This window comes from Micromonospora sp. Mcm103 (genome assembly GCF_024519755.1).
GTDB lineage: Bacteria > Actinomycetota > Actinomycetes > Mycobacteriales > Micromonosporaceae > Micromonospora > Micromonospora aurantiaca.
This window is the reverse complement of record NZ_JALJRJ010000012.1, coordinates 12,751-28,137: the sequence shown is the minus strand read 5'-3', so window position 1 is coordinate 28,137 and position 15,387 is coordinate 12,751. Positions and strand designations below refer to the sequence as shown.

General features: G+C 70.5%; 16 protein-coding genes. 4 read left to right on the top strand and 12 right to left on the bottom strand.

Annotated features, from left to right (window positions below):
* Positions 1–263: 263 nt before the first annotated feature.
* The gene (locus tag OC439_RS16510; RefSeq protein ID WP_262014183.1) at positions 264–971 is read right to left on the bottom strand and encodes a DUF899 domain-containing protein; all 708 of its coding nucleotides are present in this window, start codon (positions 969–971) and stop codon (positions 264–266) included.
* 136 nt (positions 972–1,107) lie between these two features.
* Between OC439_RS16510 and OC439_RS16505 the strand changes: the two genes are divergently transcribed.
* Entirely contained in the window at positions 1,108–2,028 is a 921-nt protein-coding gene (locus OC439_RS16505; RefSeq protein WP_262014182.1) for an RNA polymerase subunit sigma-70, read from the top strand.
* Between the two features lie 167 nt (positions 2,029–2,195).
* On the opposite strand, the gene OC439_RS16500 is transcribed toward OC439_RS16505, so the two are convergent.
* The 3 genes from OC439_RS16500 to OC439_RS16490 all read right to left on the bottom strand — a co-directional run bounded on the left by OC439_RS16500 (position 2,196) and on the right by OC439_RS16490 (position 5,019).
* On the bottom strand, positions 2,196–2,969 hold the full coding sequence (locus OC439_RS16500; protein WP_262014181.1) for a CPBP family intramembrane glutamic endopeptidase: 774 nt from the start codon (positions 2,967–2,969) through the stop codon (positions 2,196–2,198).
* Positions 2,970–3,097: 128 nt separating this feature from the next.
* Complete coding sequence (locus OC439_RS16495; RefSeq protein ID WP_262014180.1) at positions 3,098–3,745, bottom strand: response regulator transcription factor; 648 nt, start codon at positions 3,743–3,745, stop codon at positions 3,098–3,100.
* The gene (locus OC439_RS16490) at positions 3,733–5,019 is read right to left on the bottom strand and encodes a sensor histidine kinase (protein ID WP_262014179.1); all 1,287 of its coding nucleotides are present in this window, start codon (positions 5,017–5,019) and stop codon (positions 3,733–3,735) included. The genes OC439_RS16495 and OC439_RS16490 overlap by 13 nt, the downstream gene beginning before the upstream one ends.
* 436 nt (positions 5,020–5,455) lie before the next feature.
* On the opposite strand from OC439_RS16490, the gene OC439_RS16485 reads away from it, so the two are divergent.
* Positions 5,456–6,169, top strand: a complete 714-nt coding sequence (locus tag OC439_RS16485; RefSeq protein ID WP_262014178.1) for a DUF2625 domain-containing protein — start codon at positions 5,456–5,458, stop codon at positions 6,167–6,169.
* 216 nt (positions 6,170–6,385) lie between these two features.
* Here the strand turns inward: OC439_RS16485 and OC439_RS16480 are convergent, their stop codons facing one another.
* Positions 6,386–6,835 carry a hypothetical protein gene (locus OC439_RS16480; RefSeq protein WP_262014177.1) on the bottom strand — a complete coding sequence of 150 codons (450 nt, stop codon included), beginning with the start codon at positions 6,833–6,835 and terminating at the stop codon, positions 6,386–6,388.
* A gap of 165 nt (positions 6,836–7,000) precedes the next feature.
* The gene (locus OC439_RS16475; RefSeq protein ID WP_262014176.1) at positions 7,001–7,885 is read right to left on the bottom strand and encodes a TetR/AcrR family transcriptional regulator C-terminal domain-containing protein; all 885 of its coding nucleotides are present in this window, start codon (positions 7,883–7,885) and stop codon (positions 7,001–7,003) included.
* A gap of 100 nt (positions 7,886–7,985) precedes the next feature.
* Between OC439_RS16475 and OC439_RS16470 the strand changes: the two genes are divergently transcribed.
* Positions 7,986–8,174, top strand: coding sequence for a hypothetical protein (locus OC439_RS16470; protein WP_262014175.1), 189 nt, complete (start codon positions 7,986–7,988; stop codon positions 8,172–8,174).
* Positions 8,171–9,361 (top strand): DUF418 domain-containing protein, encoded by a 1,191-nt coding sequence (locus OC439_RS16465; RefSeq protein ID WP_262014174.1) that lies wholly within the window; start codon positions 8,171–8,173, stop codon positions 9,359–9,361. Before OC439_RS16470 ends, OC439_RS16465 begins: the two co-directional genes overlap by 4 nt.
* A gap of 190 nt (positions 9,362–9,551) precedes the next feature.
* On the opposite strand, the gene OC439_RS16460 is transcribed toward OC439_RS16465, so the two are convergent.
* The 6 genes from OC439_RS16460 to OC439_RS16435 form a co-directional block, all read right to left on the bottom strand.
* Positions 9,552–9,746: a hypothetical protein gene (locus OC439_RS16460; protein ID WP_262014173.1), complete on the bottom strand. Its 195-nt coding sequence runs from the start codon at positions 9,744–9,746 to the stop codon at positions 9,552–9,554.
* 667 nt (positions 9,747–10,413) lie between these two features.
* Complete coding sequence (locus OC439_RS16455) at positions 10,414–11,043, bottom strand: hypothetical protein (protein WP_262014172.1); 630 nt, start codon at positions 11,041–11,043, stop codon at positions 10,414–10,416.
* Positions 11,040–12,527: a hypothetical protein gene (locus tag OC439_RS16450; RefSeq protein ID WP_262014171.1), complete on the bottom strand. Its 1,488-nt coding sequence runs from the start codon at positions 12,525–12,527 to the stop codon at positions 11,040–11,042. The genes OC439_RS16455 and OC439_RS16450 overlap by 4 nt, the downstream gene beginning before the upstream one ends.
* Positions 12,524–13,384, bottom strand: coding sequence for an ABC transporter ATP-binding protein (locus OC439_RS16445; RefSeq protein ID WP_262014170.1), 861 nt, complete (start codon positions 13,382–13,384; stop codon positions 12,524–12,526). Before OC439_RS16445 ends, OC439_RS16450 begins: the two co-directional genes overlap by 4 nt.
* Positions 13,381–14,211, bottom strand: coding sequence for a zf-HC2 domain-containing protein (locus OC439_RS16440; RefSeq protein ID WP_262014169.1), 831 nt, complete (start codon positions 14,209–14,211; stop codon positions 13,381–13,383). Before OC439_RS16440 ends, OC439_RS16445 begins: the two co-directional genes overlap by 4 nt.
* Entirely contained in the window at positions 14,208–14,786 is a 579-nt protein-coding gene (locus OC439_RS16435) for an RNA polymerase sigma factor (protein WP_262014168.1), read from the bottom strand. The genes OC439_RS16440 and OC439_RS16435 overlap by 4 nt, the downstream gene beginning before the upstream one ends.
* Between the last annotated feature and the right edge of the window lie 601 nt (positions 14,787–15,387).

The following is a 15,387-nucleotide window of genomic DNA, read 5'->3' as shown; positions in this document are numbered from 1 at the left end:
TCGCGCGGGTCTCCGGATCCGGTTGAACGGACGGGACAAGCCGGTCCGGATACGGTTCGAGCCAGGCCGCCTCGCCCCGGACCACGCCGCCGCCGGTGTGGTGCCGACGGACTGGCGCACGGCGAGCGCCATGAGCACGGCCCGGGCCGTTCGGTACCACTCCGGCTCCGGGCCGCGCTCGGTCGGACCACCGACGACGCACGACGCAGCAGAAGGCTGACCCCTCGGGCGACGCGAGCATGATCACCTCGATCATCAGGACGTCATCGCGGTGCGACGCCGGGGCGTGACCATTGTGCGGTGGGGCGGCCGTTGATACGCCATGGGTGCCCGGCGATCCGCGGCCAGCCTTCAGGCGAGTCTTCCCAGTTCTCCTGCCGGCCGTACACCGTGAGGTCCAGGACGTGGTAGGTGGTCATCAACGCCTCCACGCCCCGCCCGGTGGTCCAGTAGGTCTCGTAGACCTTGTCGCCGTCGCGCAGGTAGCACGCGATGAACCCGAAGTCACGACCGTCGGCCAGAGCCGGGTCGGAGTCCTTCGCCGAATACCAGGGGAACCGGTAGCCCATGAACTCCGCGAACGGGGCACTTTCGTCGTAGGGACCCTCGCAGAACACGGCGTAGGTGACGTCCCGAGCGTGCAGGTAGTCCAGCGTCTGCATGTGACAGGTCGAGTAGGTGCACCCCTCGCACTGATGCTCGTACGGGTTGCCGTCGTGCCACATGTGGAAGTAGGCGATGAGCATCCGGCGGCCCTCGAACACCTCCACCAACGGGGTGTCTCCGCCGGGGCCCCGCACCGTCACCGGCGGCATCAGGGTCATCGGCAGCTGACGACGAGCGGCTGCGATCGCGTCTCCTTCGCGGGTGTGGGCCTTCTCCCGGACCAGCAGTTCGTTGCGCTCGCGCAGCCAGGTCTCCCGGTCGACGACCGGGGGCGCGGCGGCGCTGGACGCGGGGGTTGCCGTCATGGCTGTCTCCTTCGTGGAGTGGGGATCGGTCACAGGTACAGACGACCGAGTCGGCGATCGTCATCGGTGACCGATGACGGCTGGCTCCGCGGTCGTCAGTACGGTGGTGAGAACCACTCAGCCCAGGGGAAATCACATGTCCGACTCGCCGGGTGGGAAGGCGGTCTGGCTGCAGCGCGCCTTCGACGAGCACCGGCGTGAGCTGCACGTCCACTGCTACCGCCTCGCCGGGAACGTCACCGACGCGGATGACCTGGTGCAGGAGACCTTCCTGCGTGCCTGGCGGGCTCGCGACCGCTTCGAGGGGCGGGCGTCGGCGCGCACCTGGTTCTACCGGATCGCCACGAACGTCTTCCTCGACAGCCGCAAGGCGGCCAGTCACCGGACGGTACCGTACGGTGATCCGCTGGAGTGGTCCACCGAGCTCGGTCCCTATCCCGACGCCCTGCTGGCCGACGATCCGCAGGCCGGTCTCGCCGCCCGGGAGACCGTCGAGCTGGCCGTGATCGCAGCGCTCATGTACCTGCCGCCGCGGCAGCGGGCGGCCTTCGTGCTGCGCGACGTCTACGGCTGGACGCCGCAGGAGATCGCCGCCACGCTCGACACCGCCGTAGCGGCCGTCAACAGCCTCCTCCAGCGGGCCCGCCACACCCTCCGGCGGCGCGCTCCGTCGGACCCGAAGGACTGGCGCCGCCCGCAACTCACCAGTGCGGACGAAGAGATCCTGCGCCGCTACGCCGACGCGAAGGACCCGGAGACGATCCGGGAACTGCTCGCCGAGGACGTACGGATCACGATGCCGCCCGAGCCGCCGGTCGTCGGCATCGACGCGGCCGCGGAGTTCCTCGGCCGACCGCTCGACTGGCGTACGTTCCCCACCTCGGCCAACGGGCGCCCGGCACTGATCAACTATCTCCGCCGGCCCGGCAGCCCGCACTACGAGGCGTTGGTCGTCGACGTACTCCGGATCGAGAACGGGAAGATCGTCGAGAGCAACGCCTTCATCGGGGCCCGTCACGTCGCCGCCTTCAGCATGCCCGCCACGCTCGAGCCCTAGACGAGCCAAGTGCCGGATCCGGAGCTGCTGTGCTGTCCGATGAGCACGTCGTCGTCGGTGAGCGTTGCGATCAGCCGGCGGAGAGGAACGGTGAGCCGACTTGCGCCCGGCGCGACCTGTGCCGCTCGGTACGGGCGCCGCGCGGTGCGGGACGACGCGCGAGCTGATCAGGCGCCGACGGCCGCACATGGTGCCGGCGAATCGTTCGACGCACGGTGCTTCGACCGGATGACGAGGGGAACGCAGGCCGCGCCGACGAGACCCGTCGCGATCGCGGTATCGGTCATCCACCGCATGGATTCATCGGCGTTCGAGAAGGCGACGAGTATCCCGGTATTGACGCCCCAGTGCAGGACGGTGGCCACGAGGATGCGAGCCCACCATGGGCGCCCGGCCGTGATGGCTGCCGCGGTGATGGACAGTCCGATGGTCGAGACGACGAAGACGGAGTAGACCGCGATTCCGGCGCCCGCCACGTGGAAGTGGCCGAGCCCGAAGAGCATGCCGGTGACGGCGGCGGCCGGTAACGTCGGCATGCGTGTTTCGAGCAGGGGTTGTACGAGGCCCCGCCAGCCGACTTCCTCGCCGGCCGCGCCGAGGAACTGCGCGAACAGGATCAGGGCCAGCGGTGCGGGAAGCGTCGAGGTGTCAAGCGACTGCCAGCGGCGCGGCTCGACGATCGCCAGAAGCCAGAGAAGGACGACGACCGCCAACGACAGCCCGACGGCGGCCCAGAGTGGAGCGAGGACGCCTCGCCTGGTCGTACGCGGGTAGGGCAGGCGGCCTCGCCAGATCGCGTACATGACGAGGGCGCCGAACGCGGTGGAGAACTGGGTGAGCACCAGGATTGTCGGGTCGAGCCCGGTCACCCCCTGCGCCAGCGTGAACAACGGCGAGGCGGCGGCCGACACCACCAGAAACGCGACGACGACCGTTGTCACGCGCGGCCTACCCGCTCCCCGCGGAGGAACAATGTTCGTCTTCGTCATGCGTCCAGCCTCGGCCAGGCGACGGCGTCAGACACTGGAGCTGGGCGTGCGGCTGGGTGCAGTTTTCCCTACCAGCGGGCTCAGCGTTCGTTGAGGTACGCCAGTACCGCCAGGACCCGTCGGTTGTCGTCGAGACTCGGGTGCAGACCGAGCTTCGCGAACACGTTCGAGATGTGTTTGGTCGTCGCGCTCTCGCTGATATGCATCTCGCCGCCGATCGCCGTGTTCGAGCGCCCCTGCGCCATGAGGTCGAGGACCTGCCGCTCGCGTTCCGTGAGCGTGCCGACGGGCCCGCGCCGTTCGACACGGTTGATGAGCGCGCTGATGACCGTGGGGTCGAGTACGGTGCCGCCGGCGGCGACCTGGGTGAGGGCGTCCATGAACTGACGCGGATGGGACACCCGATCCTTCAACAGGTAGCCGATTCCACCGGCCCCGTCGGCGAGGAGTTCGCGTACGTACAGCTGCTCGACGTACTGCGAGAACAGCAGGACCGGCAGAGCGGGTTGGACCCGTCGTGCCGCCAGCACGGCGCGCAGCCCCTCGTCCGTGTGCGACGGAGGCAGGCGGATGTCGACGATCGCGACATCGGCCCGCCAGTCGCCGAGAACCCGGCACAGCTCGGGTCCCGTACCCGCCTGCTCGACCACCTGATGGCCGGCGGCCTCGAGCAGGCCGACCAGGCCGGCGCGCAGCATCATCTGGTCCTCTGCGACTACGACGCGCACGGCATCTCCATCACGATTTCCGTCGGGCCGCCCGCCGGGCTGCTGACGGCGAGGGTGCCGTCGAAGGCGGCCAGCCGCCGACGGATACCGTCGAGCCCGCCGCCGGGCACGATGACCGCGCTCCCCTTGCCGTCGTCGCGCACCCCGATTCGGAGGTGATCCTTCTCGATGTCTGCCGTCACCACGAGGTGAGCCGCGCCGGAATGCTTCGCGGCGTTGGTCAGCAGTTCGCGGGTGGCGAAGTACGCCGCAGCCTCGAGCGAGGAGTCCAGACGTCCGGGTAGCCGTACCTGCGTGGTCGTCGGCAGTGCCGACTCGATGGCCATCGCCTCGATCGCCGCGCCCAGTCCGCGATCGGCGAGGACGGGAGGGTGGATCCCGCGCATGAGATCGCGCAGTTCGCCGAGGGTGTTCGAGGAGTCCTCACGCGCCTGACAGATGAGGGCGAGCGCCGCGTTCGGGTCGCTGGCCATGAGGGTCTCGGCGATTCCCAGCTTCATGCCGATCGCCACGAGTTGGGCCTGAGCGCCGTCGTGCACATCCCGTTCGATGCGGCGAAGCTGCGCGGCCGCGTCGTCGCGGGCCTCGTCGCGGGTGGCCGAGAGGGCGGAGACCCGAGCCTGCAGGTCGACCAGGCGGCTGCCGATCAGCACGGACGACCAGCGGCCCTGTACCCGCAACCACCAGGGTCCGCTGCGGGCGCCGAACACGATGAAACCGCAGCCGAGGACGGCGGCGTACGGCACCGTGCTGGCCGACATGACTGGGATGAACGCGTACCACTCCGTCGGTTGCAGGCCGAGACCGAGGTAGAGGACTGGCATGGCCACGCAACCGTACAGACCCCAGGCGACAAGTCCGAATGGTGCGATCGCGAGCACGATGCCGGTGTACGGGTCGAGAACCGCCCACAGCATCAGATGCCAGAACGCACGGTCGGTGAGGAGCCGCCAGCACTGACGTGCCTGGGCGGCGAATCCGGACCCGGCGGGGTCCGGCAGGCTCGGCACCGCGAAACCGGTGCCGGTGAAACGCTGATGCGCCCGGCTCAGTCGCTCGGCCTGGCGATGCAGCACGCGTACGCAGCCGGGGAAGATCAGCACACCGACGCCCAGCGCGACGAGACAGAAGACGGCGACGGTGACGACCGTCATCGCCATCACCGCGACCAGATGGGCCGTGAGGACCAGCGAGCCACGCACGGCCGTCCACCGCCTGGCCAGCCCGCCCTCGCCCCTGTCCGATGTGGTCCCGTACCTCTCCTCCACAGACATGCAAATGATCATGCCCGACTCGCCCTTTACATGGCATCGACGGTACGGCCCAGTTCGGCGTGTAGCTTTCCCCACCGTCACGGGATCTGGGCCACACCTTCCGGCTCATCGGTAAGAACGGGTGTCGTGCTCATCTCCCGCCCACCGGAACGGTCCGAGAGCCGGGTTTCCCGACGTCCGAGCACTCGTGAGTGGCATCTGGCACTTCCACGGTCAAGGCCGTAACGATCGCTTCACCAGCCAGCCACCGCTCCGGTTGGTCCGCCTCAAGAAGGCCGCCGACCGGTCGAAGGCTAAGGCCACGGCCACGGCCTCGGTCGTCGTTGCTCTCCGCACTGCGACCACCTCTAGGTCGAGGTAGCGCGTACTCAGCGGCAGATGAAAGCGCATCCGTACGGATGTCGCCGACGTGCAGCGGCCCGGGCATGATGATCGGGTGCGCACCCTGGAGGAGCTGACCACTACATCCGATCCGGCGTGGCCGGCGCTCGAGATGGAACTGCTATCGAATCCGCAGATCTCCATCTTGCCGGTCTCTGCAGCCGCCGGGCGGCACAGCCTGCACCGCCTGCAGGTTTCCAATCGGTCGCGGATGGGCGCGTTGGCATTGCACACCGGCGGTCTGCTGGTCGATGGCGGCTGGCTGCGTGTGCTCGGCGGCGGTGGTGAGCGCGGCCTGCCCTCGCTGGCGGAGGCCAACGGCCTGCCGGGCGAGGAGCAAGCGCCTGCGGCGCTGGTCGTCGGCTACGACGTGCTTGGCGGACGGTTCGAGGTCAACGGCCCCGACCCGGCGATTATCGGCCGCCCCGGGGAGCCCGGAGAGGTGTGCTACTTCGGGCCGGACACGTTGGAGTGGGAGTCCCTCGGCGCTGGTCACGGCGACTGGCTGTCGTGGATCACCGAGGGTGGTACCGGCCAGTTCTACGAGTCGCTGCGCTGGCCAGGCTGGCAAGATGAGACAAGCCGGTTGCCCTTGTCGCACGGCATGACGGTCTACCCGTTCCTCTGGTCGCGCGAAGCACATCGGGACCTCGCTGGCACCACACGACGGCCGGCGCCCATGGCCGAGCTGTTCTCGTTGCAGGACAAGTTTGCTGCACGGGTCGCCGCGGAACCGGACACCACGGCGTTGCACATCCGCGTCGTGTAGCGGCCGCGTCAGCACCCCAAGCCTGATCCTCAACGACGCACTCTCAGCGACGACGGAGGTCACGTCCGCGCTGGTGGTGCAAAAGACGGCCATCGCGTGATCCAGTCTGATGTTGTGCGGCGATTGGCGCGGGGTCGGGTCCGACCGCGACGACAACCGCGGCCCCGGACGGTCGCCGATACGACGCGCGCCCGGGGCCGCCCCCGTCGCGGGAACTCAGCCCCAGTTGTACCGGCCGGCGACCTGCCAACTGGTGAAGTACAAGACCTCGCCGCGATACATCACGCACTTGTCGACGGCGGAGCGCTGGATGGCGGCGTAGTACTTGTAGTTCCCGGAGTCCTCGACCCAGGAACCGCCCTCCACCCGGATGCCCGCCGCCAGCCCGGTCGTCGAGCCGACGGCCACCCGCTTGAGGGTGACGACGCAGTTGTAGCCGGTCGCGCCGTTGCACAACAGGTAGACGTCGCCCACCTTCGTGCCGTCGGAGGCGTTGATCGACCGGTGGCCGTCACTCGCGTAGGCCCACGAGCCACCGAAGTCGTTGTTGCACGCCTGCGCCGCGGTGAACGGGTTCGTCGCCGCCCAGGCGGGCGAGGCGAGCCCTGTCGCCGCGAGGATCGCGGCAACGATCGAGACGGCCAGTCGTCGCGCTGATCCGCGCACCCGTACCTCCAATTGCTCTGGCGCGCGGAGACCGCGCGCACGAGCCGCCATCATCCACAATGTGTGTGGCGGACCTGCCCGCGCCGGGCGCTCGCGGCGCTCGCTGGCAGGTTCCGGTGGCCCGAATCCCGGTGGTTGTCGTGGCCGCGCGCGAGGCGGAGGCCGTCACCGCAGGAGCGGGGCGAGGCCGTCGAGGAGGCGCTGGAGGCCGAACTCGAAGAGTGTGTCCAGGTTCCAGGCCCCGTCGTCGGCGGCGATGAAGCGGGCCAGCAGCGGGAGCCGCCCGTCGGTCAGGACCGCGCCGATGCGTCCTTCCTGGGCCTCCAACCACTGGGCGTCGGTCAGGCCGCTGTCCTGCTCGGCCTGCGCCTCCTCGGCCCGGTTCACCGCCGTGCCGCGAACGTGGTTGGCCACCGTCACCGCCGCCGTGAACTGTGCGTTCAGGTCGAGCCCGCGTCCGTCCAGGGCCCGCATCATCCATTCGGTATGGACCATCGCGTGCGGGGCCGGCAGCGGCCGGGTGAAGGAGACCGCCTCGGCCAGCCAGGTGTGCCGACGGTACATCGCCCATTGCAGCCGGGCGATGGCCTCGAGGCAGGCCCGCCAGCCGTCGCGCTCCGGGGTGAGGGCCGGGGGCGGATTGTCGGCCATGACCTTGTCGATCATGAACATCACCAGCTCGTCGCGGTCGGCCACGTACCGGTAGATCGCCATCGTCGGGATGCCGAGCCGACCGGCGAGCCGGCGCATCGACAGGCCGTGCAGCCCCTCGGCGTCGGCGGTGGCCACGGCGGTGGCGACCACCTGCGCACGGTCCGGGCCGGGTGCTCTGCCCACATCGGCGGCCACCACGGTGCCGACGCCCCGTACGGGCTCGACGAGACCCCGCTCGCGCAGGGTGGCCAGGACCTTCGTCGCGGTCGCCATCGCCACCCCGTACTCGGCTATGAGCTGCCTCGTCGACGGGATCCTCGTTCCGGGGGCGAATTCGCCGGACGCGATCCGGCCAGCGAGATCGGCGGCGATCCGGCGGTACGGCGGTTCCTCCACAGCAGCCTCCCGTGCACTAGTGCAGTGACGATACCCTGAGAGCGAATACGGGGGACAGCCTGACTATTGCCCGTCGTAGTGCGCTCGTACGGTGTACAACATGACTGAAATCGTGCAGCTGGACCCGGAGCGTAGGACCTACGACGACCCGGTGGCCGCGCTCGACGGCGTCGCCGTCGAGCGCGCCCCGGGGGATGTTCGCCGACGGCACCGAGCCGACGGCCACCGGAATGCCGCGACGAAGAGGCGGCACGTGCCCCTCGTGGTCGCGGGAGGGTCGGCGTCATGAGCGCGCTCCGACCTGACCGGCAGGGCCGCGCCCGAGGTGCAGCCGCCCACGACGACGACGCCCGGATCAACGTCGTGGACGCGTTGCGCGGGATCGCGCTGCTGTTCATCCTGCTGGCCAACGTGTGGTACTTCAGCTCCGGATTCGAGTTCCACCTGGTCGACGATCCGGCGCACGGCACGGTCGACCGGCTGGTCGCAGGTGCGGCGGAACTGCTGTTCGTGATGAAGGCGTACCTGCTGTTCTCATTCCTGTTCGGCTACAGCTTCACCCTGCAACTCGACTCAGCGGCCCGGCGTGGGGTGACCTTCGGCCCGTCGTTCCTGCGCCGGTTGTCCGGGCTGTTCGTGCTCGGGGCGCTGCACGCGGTGCTGCTGTACCACGGCGACATCCTCACCACGTACGCGTTGCTCGGTCTCGTGCTGCTCGCCGCCCGGCGGACCGAACCGCGCGCCGCCCTGCTCGCAGCGGCGGTCATCGTGGGCGTGGTCGCGACCGCGATCGGTCTGGCCGCGGTCCTCGGCGCCACGGTGGTCCCGGACGAGGCCGCCGCGGTCGCCGCCGGTGCGCGTTCGACGGAGGCCCTACGCGGCGGGCTCGGTGATGTCGTCCTGGAGCACCTGCGCTCGTTGCCGTCAATGCTCGGCGCACTCGCCGTGCAGGGGCCGTTGGCCTTCGCCGCGTTCCTGGTCGGCCTCGCCGCCGGCAGGCACCGGACGCTCGCCACCGTGCCCACCCACGAGAACCTGCTGCGCCACTGCGAGCGGGTCGGCTATCCGGTCGGTCTCGCCGGCGCCGCCGTGTTCACGGTCGGTGGCGGCTCGGCGAGCATGACCGGGCTGATGGTCAGCGCCGTCACCGCGCCGTTCCTCGCCGCGGCCTACGCCGCGACCCTGCTGCGTCTGTTCACCAGGCGACCGCGCGTCGCGGACGCCTTGGCGCCCGCCGGACGCATGGCGTTGACGAACTATCTGGGCCAGTCACTCCTCTGCGTGCTCGTGTTCACCGGCGTCGGGCTGGGCCTGGCCGGTCACACCTCGCCGGCGCAGACGCTGCTGATCGCACTGACGATCTTCGCGGTGCAGGTGGCGACCAGCGCGTGGTGGATGCGGCGGTTCCGGTACGGCCCCTTCGAGTGGGCGTTGCGCGCATGGACCCACCGCCGCTGGCCCGACCTGCGGCGATAGCCACTCCGACCGCCGAGCAGATCGCCGAGCCCGGCCGCGTGCTGCGTGGCCGGGCTCGTCGTCGGCGGTCACCGTGCCGGAGGCCAGGGATGGCCCCGGCGGACGGTCCGTCGGTGCCGGCCGCCCTCGGCCGGGCGGGTGCCGGCCCGCCGGGCACGTTCGCGACGTGCCCGGCGGATCCGACAGCGCGTCAGCGCGCGGTGAGGCGGAAGGCGTCGAGGACGGTCTGCTCGACGGTGTTGCCGGCGGCGTCCTCCGCCCTGGCCCTGATGCTGACCGTGCCCGTGGTGGCGGCCAGGCGCGGGGCCTGGTAGCTCGCGGTGTAGTTTCCGCCGGCGCGGCGGGGTCTGCCGTTCAGTGCGAGCACCGTGGCCGCTGGGCGCATGGGGGATCCTCCTCCGGCAGGGGTGTGAGGGCTGCGGCCGCGACTGGTCACAGCGGCAGGTGGCGACGCGGTCCACGTCGAGGCTCGCCGGCAGGGACGACAGTCCATCCAGGACGTCGGTGAGCAGGTCGAGCCCTTCCGGGACGGCCCCGGCCCGGATCAGGCACCCCGCCTGCCGCTCGCGGGAGAGCGCCGCGCCGTACGGCCGGGGAAGCGCCGCCCAGGCCGCGGCGGCCCGGCCGAACAGGCCCGCCGCCGAGGCGTGGTCGCCGGCGGCCTCGGCGAGCAGGCCCCGGCAGTCCAGCACGGCGGCCCGCGGCGCCGGTAACCGCCCGGTGGGCAGCCCTCGGGCGAACGCGTCGACCAGGTCCTGCGCCTGTGCCGTGGCTCCGACGGCGAGCAGGGCCTGGACGCGGGCGGGCACCAGGTCGGCGCCCCACAGCCAGACCCCCTTCTCCGCGACGACCTCGCCGGACTGCCGGAAGTGTCGCGCGAGCTGTGCCAGCGGTCGTGGGGTCACGGTTTCGAGCACCCGCCCGGCACGCTCGTGCAGCGTACGGCGGTCCCGTTCGTCGATGGCGTCGTAAACGGCCCGTCCGGCCAGGACGTGGCGGAAGGACACCCTACGGTGGTCCCGTCCGTGCAGCAGGCGGCGATCGTCACGGGTTCAGGATCGGAACACTTCCCGATTGGCGAGCAGCAGTACAGCCGCACTCAACGCCAATGCTGGAGGCCAGCACAGTTGGGCATTCGTCCACCCCGTCTCCTGCGGGATAGGCCATGGCGACTTGGTACCTGTGAAGAACAGCGTCCCGACGAGCGCAACGCCCTGAACCAGCGGCCCGGCCGACGCCGCGCCGAGATCGTCGCGGTATCGCGCCGCCACGGCGGCCGCGGCCAGCGGAATCAACCCGCACACCGCCGCCTGCATGGTGACGGGGCCGATGGGCCCGACGACGATCTGGCCGTTGACCGCCACGATCGCCAGGTAGAGCAGCACCCACACCGTGGTGGCCGGGAGCAGGACCAGGGCCACCCTCAGCCACTGCCGTATCCATCGCGGGGACGGCGCCATCACCGTCGATGCCATCCGGTCCGGCAGCGCGAAGCAGACCGCCGCGCCCAGCGCGGCCGCAGCCAGTCGGAGGCCGGGCAGCGCGAGGCCCGGCGTCGGCTCGGCGAGCAGTGCAGGTAGCTGGCTCAGCACCGCGAGTGCGGCCGCGGCGGCCAGGGGCCACCAGGGCACCGCCCGGGCGAGCGGCCGGGTCAGCAGCATCCCCATGCGGATGGCGCTCACCGGCAAATCCTCGGCTGGTCCGACGATCCGGATGCCGCCGGCTCGTCAACGGTGGGGATCGCCGGCGGCTTCACGGTCACCCCCAGCGGAGCGAGAGCCGCCCCGGCCGGGTCCATGATCTGCGCCCAGTGCGCGACCAGGAATGCGGCCACCTCGTCATGCGGCCGGGCGAGCAGCGCGGCTGCGGCGTGCGCGTCCGCCCGGTCGTAGCGGACTCGCCCAAGGCTCAGGCCGCCATCGGGGAGGTGGCGCGCACCATCCGGCAGAGCCTGGGCAAGCAGCCACAGGGCGACCACAGTGCGATGTTGACCGGAACCGACGCAACCGGACCGGGCATCGTCGTCGAACGGCGTGAGCCCGCGCCCGAACAATCCGGTAGCCGCGGTGGTGTAGGTGATGGTCAGCTGCGTACGGGAGTCCTCCGCCCAGCGACCGTGCCGCCCCCAGCGCGGCCAGGTGGCGATCTCCGGCACCCCGGGAACGAGGACGACGCCATTGTCCATGCCGGCGAGCTGGCGGACCGTCGGACGGGTGGCCTCGGCCGGAAGGTTCCGTGCGACCGGCTCGACCGCCTCCCGCCAGAGCGGAATCCAGCCCGCGAAATGCGGAAGGGCGCAGTAGCGCACACCGCCGTGCATCTCGCAGTCGAGCACCGCCGGACCGGCCAGCGCGTCGTTCATCTCGGGGTAGATCACCGCCGGGGTCGCCCGCGCCTGCTGGTCGGTGGCGAACGCTGAGGTCGCGATCGCCGTGAGGATCACCCCGATCGCGATGATCCGGCGGTGTCTCCACCACAGCAGCGCGACGATCACGGCCAGGACGGACATCAGATAGACCAGGTGCCACCCGGTGGGACGCGCCGCCCCGGTCGCCCATGGTGCGTCCGGCACGGGGAAAAGGTGCAAGAGCACACTGTCGGAGCCGGTGGCCAGCAAGCTGGTGAGGACGACCGCCATCGCGATCATTGTCAGCGGCCCGGCGGCCGTCGCAGGCAGCCAACGCCCCACCACGATCCCGAGCGCCGCACCGATCGCCGGAACCACCACGATCACCAGCAGCACCCAGGGGTCCAATCGCCCGACCGGCCAGGCCGGCAGCATGAGTAGCAGCCCGGCGAGGCAGAGGGTAGCGCCGGCGGCGCCGGAGACCGCCACCAGCGCGAGCAGGCCGACGCCGCGCCGAGCGGCGGTCGTCGGCACTGTTTCGAGACCCTCCGCCGCGGCGCGCCGATCCCGGCTCGCCGCCAAATGCCCGGCCAGCAGAAGCGCACCCGCCAGCACGAGCGAGGACATCCCCGCGTTTTCGGCGAAGGTCTCCCACGTCGGCATCGTGGTCCACCCCCATGCCGTACACAGCGCCAGGGATAGCACCATGCCGCCCCAGAGGAGCGGACTGCGCAGCACCAGGCGCGCCTCGGCGCGGGCGAGCGCGCCCACCGCCACCCGACCGCTGGGTCGGACCGGTGCCGGTGCGAGCGTCGTCATCGGGCCACCCCCTCGCGCGTCGACGAGCCGAGCAGGAGCAGGTAGCCGTCCTCGATGGAGGGGGAGGCCGGCACGCCGTCTGCGGGTCGGTCACCGAGCGTCCGGTACAGCCCGTCGGCATTGCGCCAGTACGCCTGGGAGCCGGACGGAGCCGTGGTCGACAGCCACACCCGGCCGTCGGCGACAGCGACCAGCTCTCGCGGACTGCCATCGAAGATCGCGCGCCCGGAGTTCATCACCACGATCCGTTCGCAGAGTGCCCCCACGTCCTCGGTCTGATGGGTCGACAGCAGCACGGTGCGGCTCTCGCCCACCCGGGAGATCAAGGCCCGGAAGAGCATCCGCTGCTCCGGGTCGAGGCCGACCGTGGGCTCGTCAAGGATCAGCAGCTGGGGCTCGCCGAGCAGGGCCTGGGCCAGACCCAGCCGCTGCCGCATTCCGCCGGAGAGCTTGCGTACCTTGGTCCTGGCCCGGTCGGTCAGCTCGACCTGGTCGAGCACCCGGCGCACCTCGGCTCGGCGCTGCCGGCCGTCCGTCATCTCCTTGAGCACCGCTACGTAGTCGAGCAGGTCGTAGGCGGTGAACTGGGGGTAGAGCCCCGGATTCTGCGGCAGGTAGCCGATCCGCCGGCGCAGTTCGGTCCGCTGCGCGGGGACCGCCGGGTCGAGACCGAGAATCCGCAGCCGGCCCCGGTCGGCCGCCAGCGCGGTGGCCAGACAGCGCAGCAGGGTGGTCTTGCCGGCGCCGTTCGGACCGAGGAAGCCGGTCACCCCCGTCCCGAGCTCCAGATCCAGGTCGTCAAGCGCGGCCGTGGCCCCGTAACGCTTGCCGAGCCCGCCGATGCTGACGGTGGTCATCGAGTCTCCCCCAAGTCGAGGCGGCTTCGCCGCACGGTCAGTACCGCGACGGCCACCGCCGCGGCGAGCAGGTAGCCGAGTTGCGCGGTGCCACCGAAGATGACCGGCAGAGAAGATTCACGGTGGACCGTGGCCGCGGTACCCACGACGATCAGCCAGGCACTGCCCAGCAGGCCAGCGGCGGTCGAGAGCGAAACGATGGTGCTCAGCGCCAAGCTCCCGACGCTGAGCAGCAGTGCGGGCAGCAGCCAGGCCACGGCGTACCAACCCGGTCCGGGCAGCAGGACCGCCGCCGCCATGCCCATGGCCACCGCAACGGCGACGACCGCGGTGGCGCGCCAGAGGACCAGCGGCGGCCCTGCCGCCGGCGTCGTATCAGTGATCTCGTGCATCGGGTCGGCTGGCGGCCCGTACGCGGTGGCGACTGCTAGCACCGGCAGGATCGGCGCGAAGACGAGGAAGAGGGCGTCGCTGACTCGCGCCCCGGTCTGATCGAGATACGCCGCGGCCACCGCGAGGGCCAGCACCGCCGTGGTCGCACCCAACCAGGACCAGCGCAGCGCCGGCGTCGCGGCGAGCAGCTGGATCCGATGCTCAGGCAGCCCGAGCCGGCCCAGGAGCCGCCGTAGCGCGCGCTGTTTGGGCGCATGGACCGCGTCGAAGACGGCCGCCCAGTTGCCGGTCAGCCACACCGTGTCGACCGCGACACGTCCGCGGCAGGAGGCGCAGGCCAGCAGATGGGCGTCGACGGCCATGACTCGGCTCGGATCGAGCGCTCCCCGGTCGTAGTCCGCGAGCATACCCGCATCGATGTGCCAGTCGGTCATGTCAGCAGCTCCCTCAACCGGGCCCGGGCGCGCAGCAGCCGGGTCTTTGCCGTGCCCTCCGCGATACCGAGCAGCTTGGCCGCCTCCCGTACGGTCAAGCCGTCGATAGCCGTGGCCTGCATGAGCGCCCGCAGCTCCGGTGGGATCCGATCGAGCGCTCCGCCCAGGTCGCCGTGCTCGATGCCCAGCAGGACCAACTCCTCCGCTGACGGCGCCGTGGCGACGTCGGGCAACTCGGTGTTGGCGCCACTGAGCCAACGATGCGCGGGACCACGCAGCGCAGACACCAGCCGCCTGACAGCGATGGTCCATATCCATCCCGCGGCATCGGCACCAGTCGCCTCGTACCGTCGGGCGTCGGTCCAGATGGCGACGAACGTGTCCTGGAGCGCGGCATCGACCAAATCGGGGTCCGCGCAGCGCCGGCGCAGGCGGGCCCGCAGCCAGGGCGCGTGCCGATGATGCAGCAACCGGAGAGCCTCGGCCCGCTCGGCTGCAACGGCACGCAGCAGCTCGGCGTCACTGCTCAGCTCGTTGACGGACCGCTCCGGTGACTGGCTTCTTCTTCGTCGCACACAAGGACTATCGCGGTGTGCGGGGAATTTGGTTCATCGAGGATGCGGCCAGCTTCCCGTGTCGGGCAGCAGTCGGGGACTGCGGCGCCGCGCCCGAGTTCCGTCTGCGGGGCTCCGTTCATGCGCTCGTGAGACCACGGCAGTCATCAGGCCGCTCGCCAACCGCCTATCGGGCTCAGGGTGGCAGCGCCACGGGAATCGGCACCTATTTGTCCCGAGTTGCTCCGTCGGCAAGGAGTCCAGCAATGAGCGCGACGCCGCAAACGCACGCGATCTACCAGGCCATCCATGGCCAAAGCCCCAACCGAGATCAACTCAGTAGACCGCCGAGTTGAGGGTCCCAACGGCGGCATGCTCGCCATGGAATCGACCGACAGCGATCAAAACAGGGCCTCCGCAAGTCGCCGACCTGTGGAAACCCTCTCTGTCGGGACGGCCGGATTCGAGCCGACGACCCCTTGTTACCGTCCGTAGCCATCCTGCCCATGTCAATGACTATCAGAAGTAGGCGTTGAGCTGCCCAGACATGGCCAGAGGATGATCGCCAATTGTCACTGGTCGTCAACCATGCGCGGGGGTTTTCGGGAAAAAAAAAAAAAAA

Excerpts from the sequence above, each read along its gene's own strand:
- OC439_RS16440 (WP_262014169.1), bottom strand. The coding sequence starts at position 14,211 with ATGACCGACTGGCACATCGATGCGGGTATGCTCGCGGACTACGACCGG.
- OC439_RS16510 (WP_262014183.1), bottom strand. The coding sequence starts at position 971 with ATGACGGCAACCCCCGCGTCCAGCGCCGCCGCGCCCCCGGTCGTCGAC.
- OC439_RS16450 (WP_262014171.1), bottom strand. The coding sequence starts at position 12,527 with ATGACGACGCTCGCACCGGCACCGGTCCGACCCAGCGGTCGGGTGGCG.
- OC439_RS16490 (WP_262014179.1), bottom strand. The coding sequence starts at position 5,019 with ATGTCTGTGGAGGAGAGGTACGGGACCACATCGGACAGGGGCGAGGGC.
- OC439_RS16505 (WP_262014182.1), top strand. The coding sequence starts at position 1,108 with ATGTCCGACTCGCCGGGTGGGAAGGCGGTCTGGCTGCAGCGCGCCTTC.
- OC439_RS16470 (WP_262014175.1), top strand. The coding sequence starts at position 7,986 with ATGACTGAAATCGTGCAGCTGGACCCGGAGCGTAGGACCTACGACGAC.
- OC439_RS16445 (WP_262014170.1), bottom strand. The coding sequence starts at position 13,384 with ATGACCACCGTCAGCATCGGCGGGCTCGGCAAGCGTTACGGGGCCACG.
- OC439_RS16465 (WP_262014174.1), top strand. The coding sequence starts at position 8,171 with ATGAGCGCGCTCCGACCTGACCGGCAGGGCCGCGCCCGAGGTGCAGCC.
- OC439_RS16460 (WP_262014173.1), bottom strand. The coding sequence starts at position 9,746 with ATGCGCCCAGCGGCCACGGTGCTCGCACTGAACGGCAGACCCCGCCGC.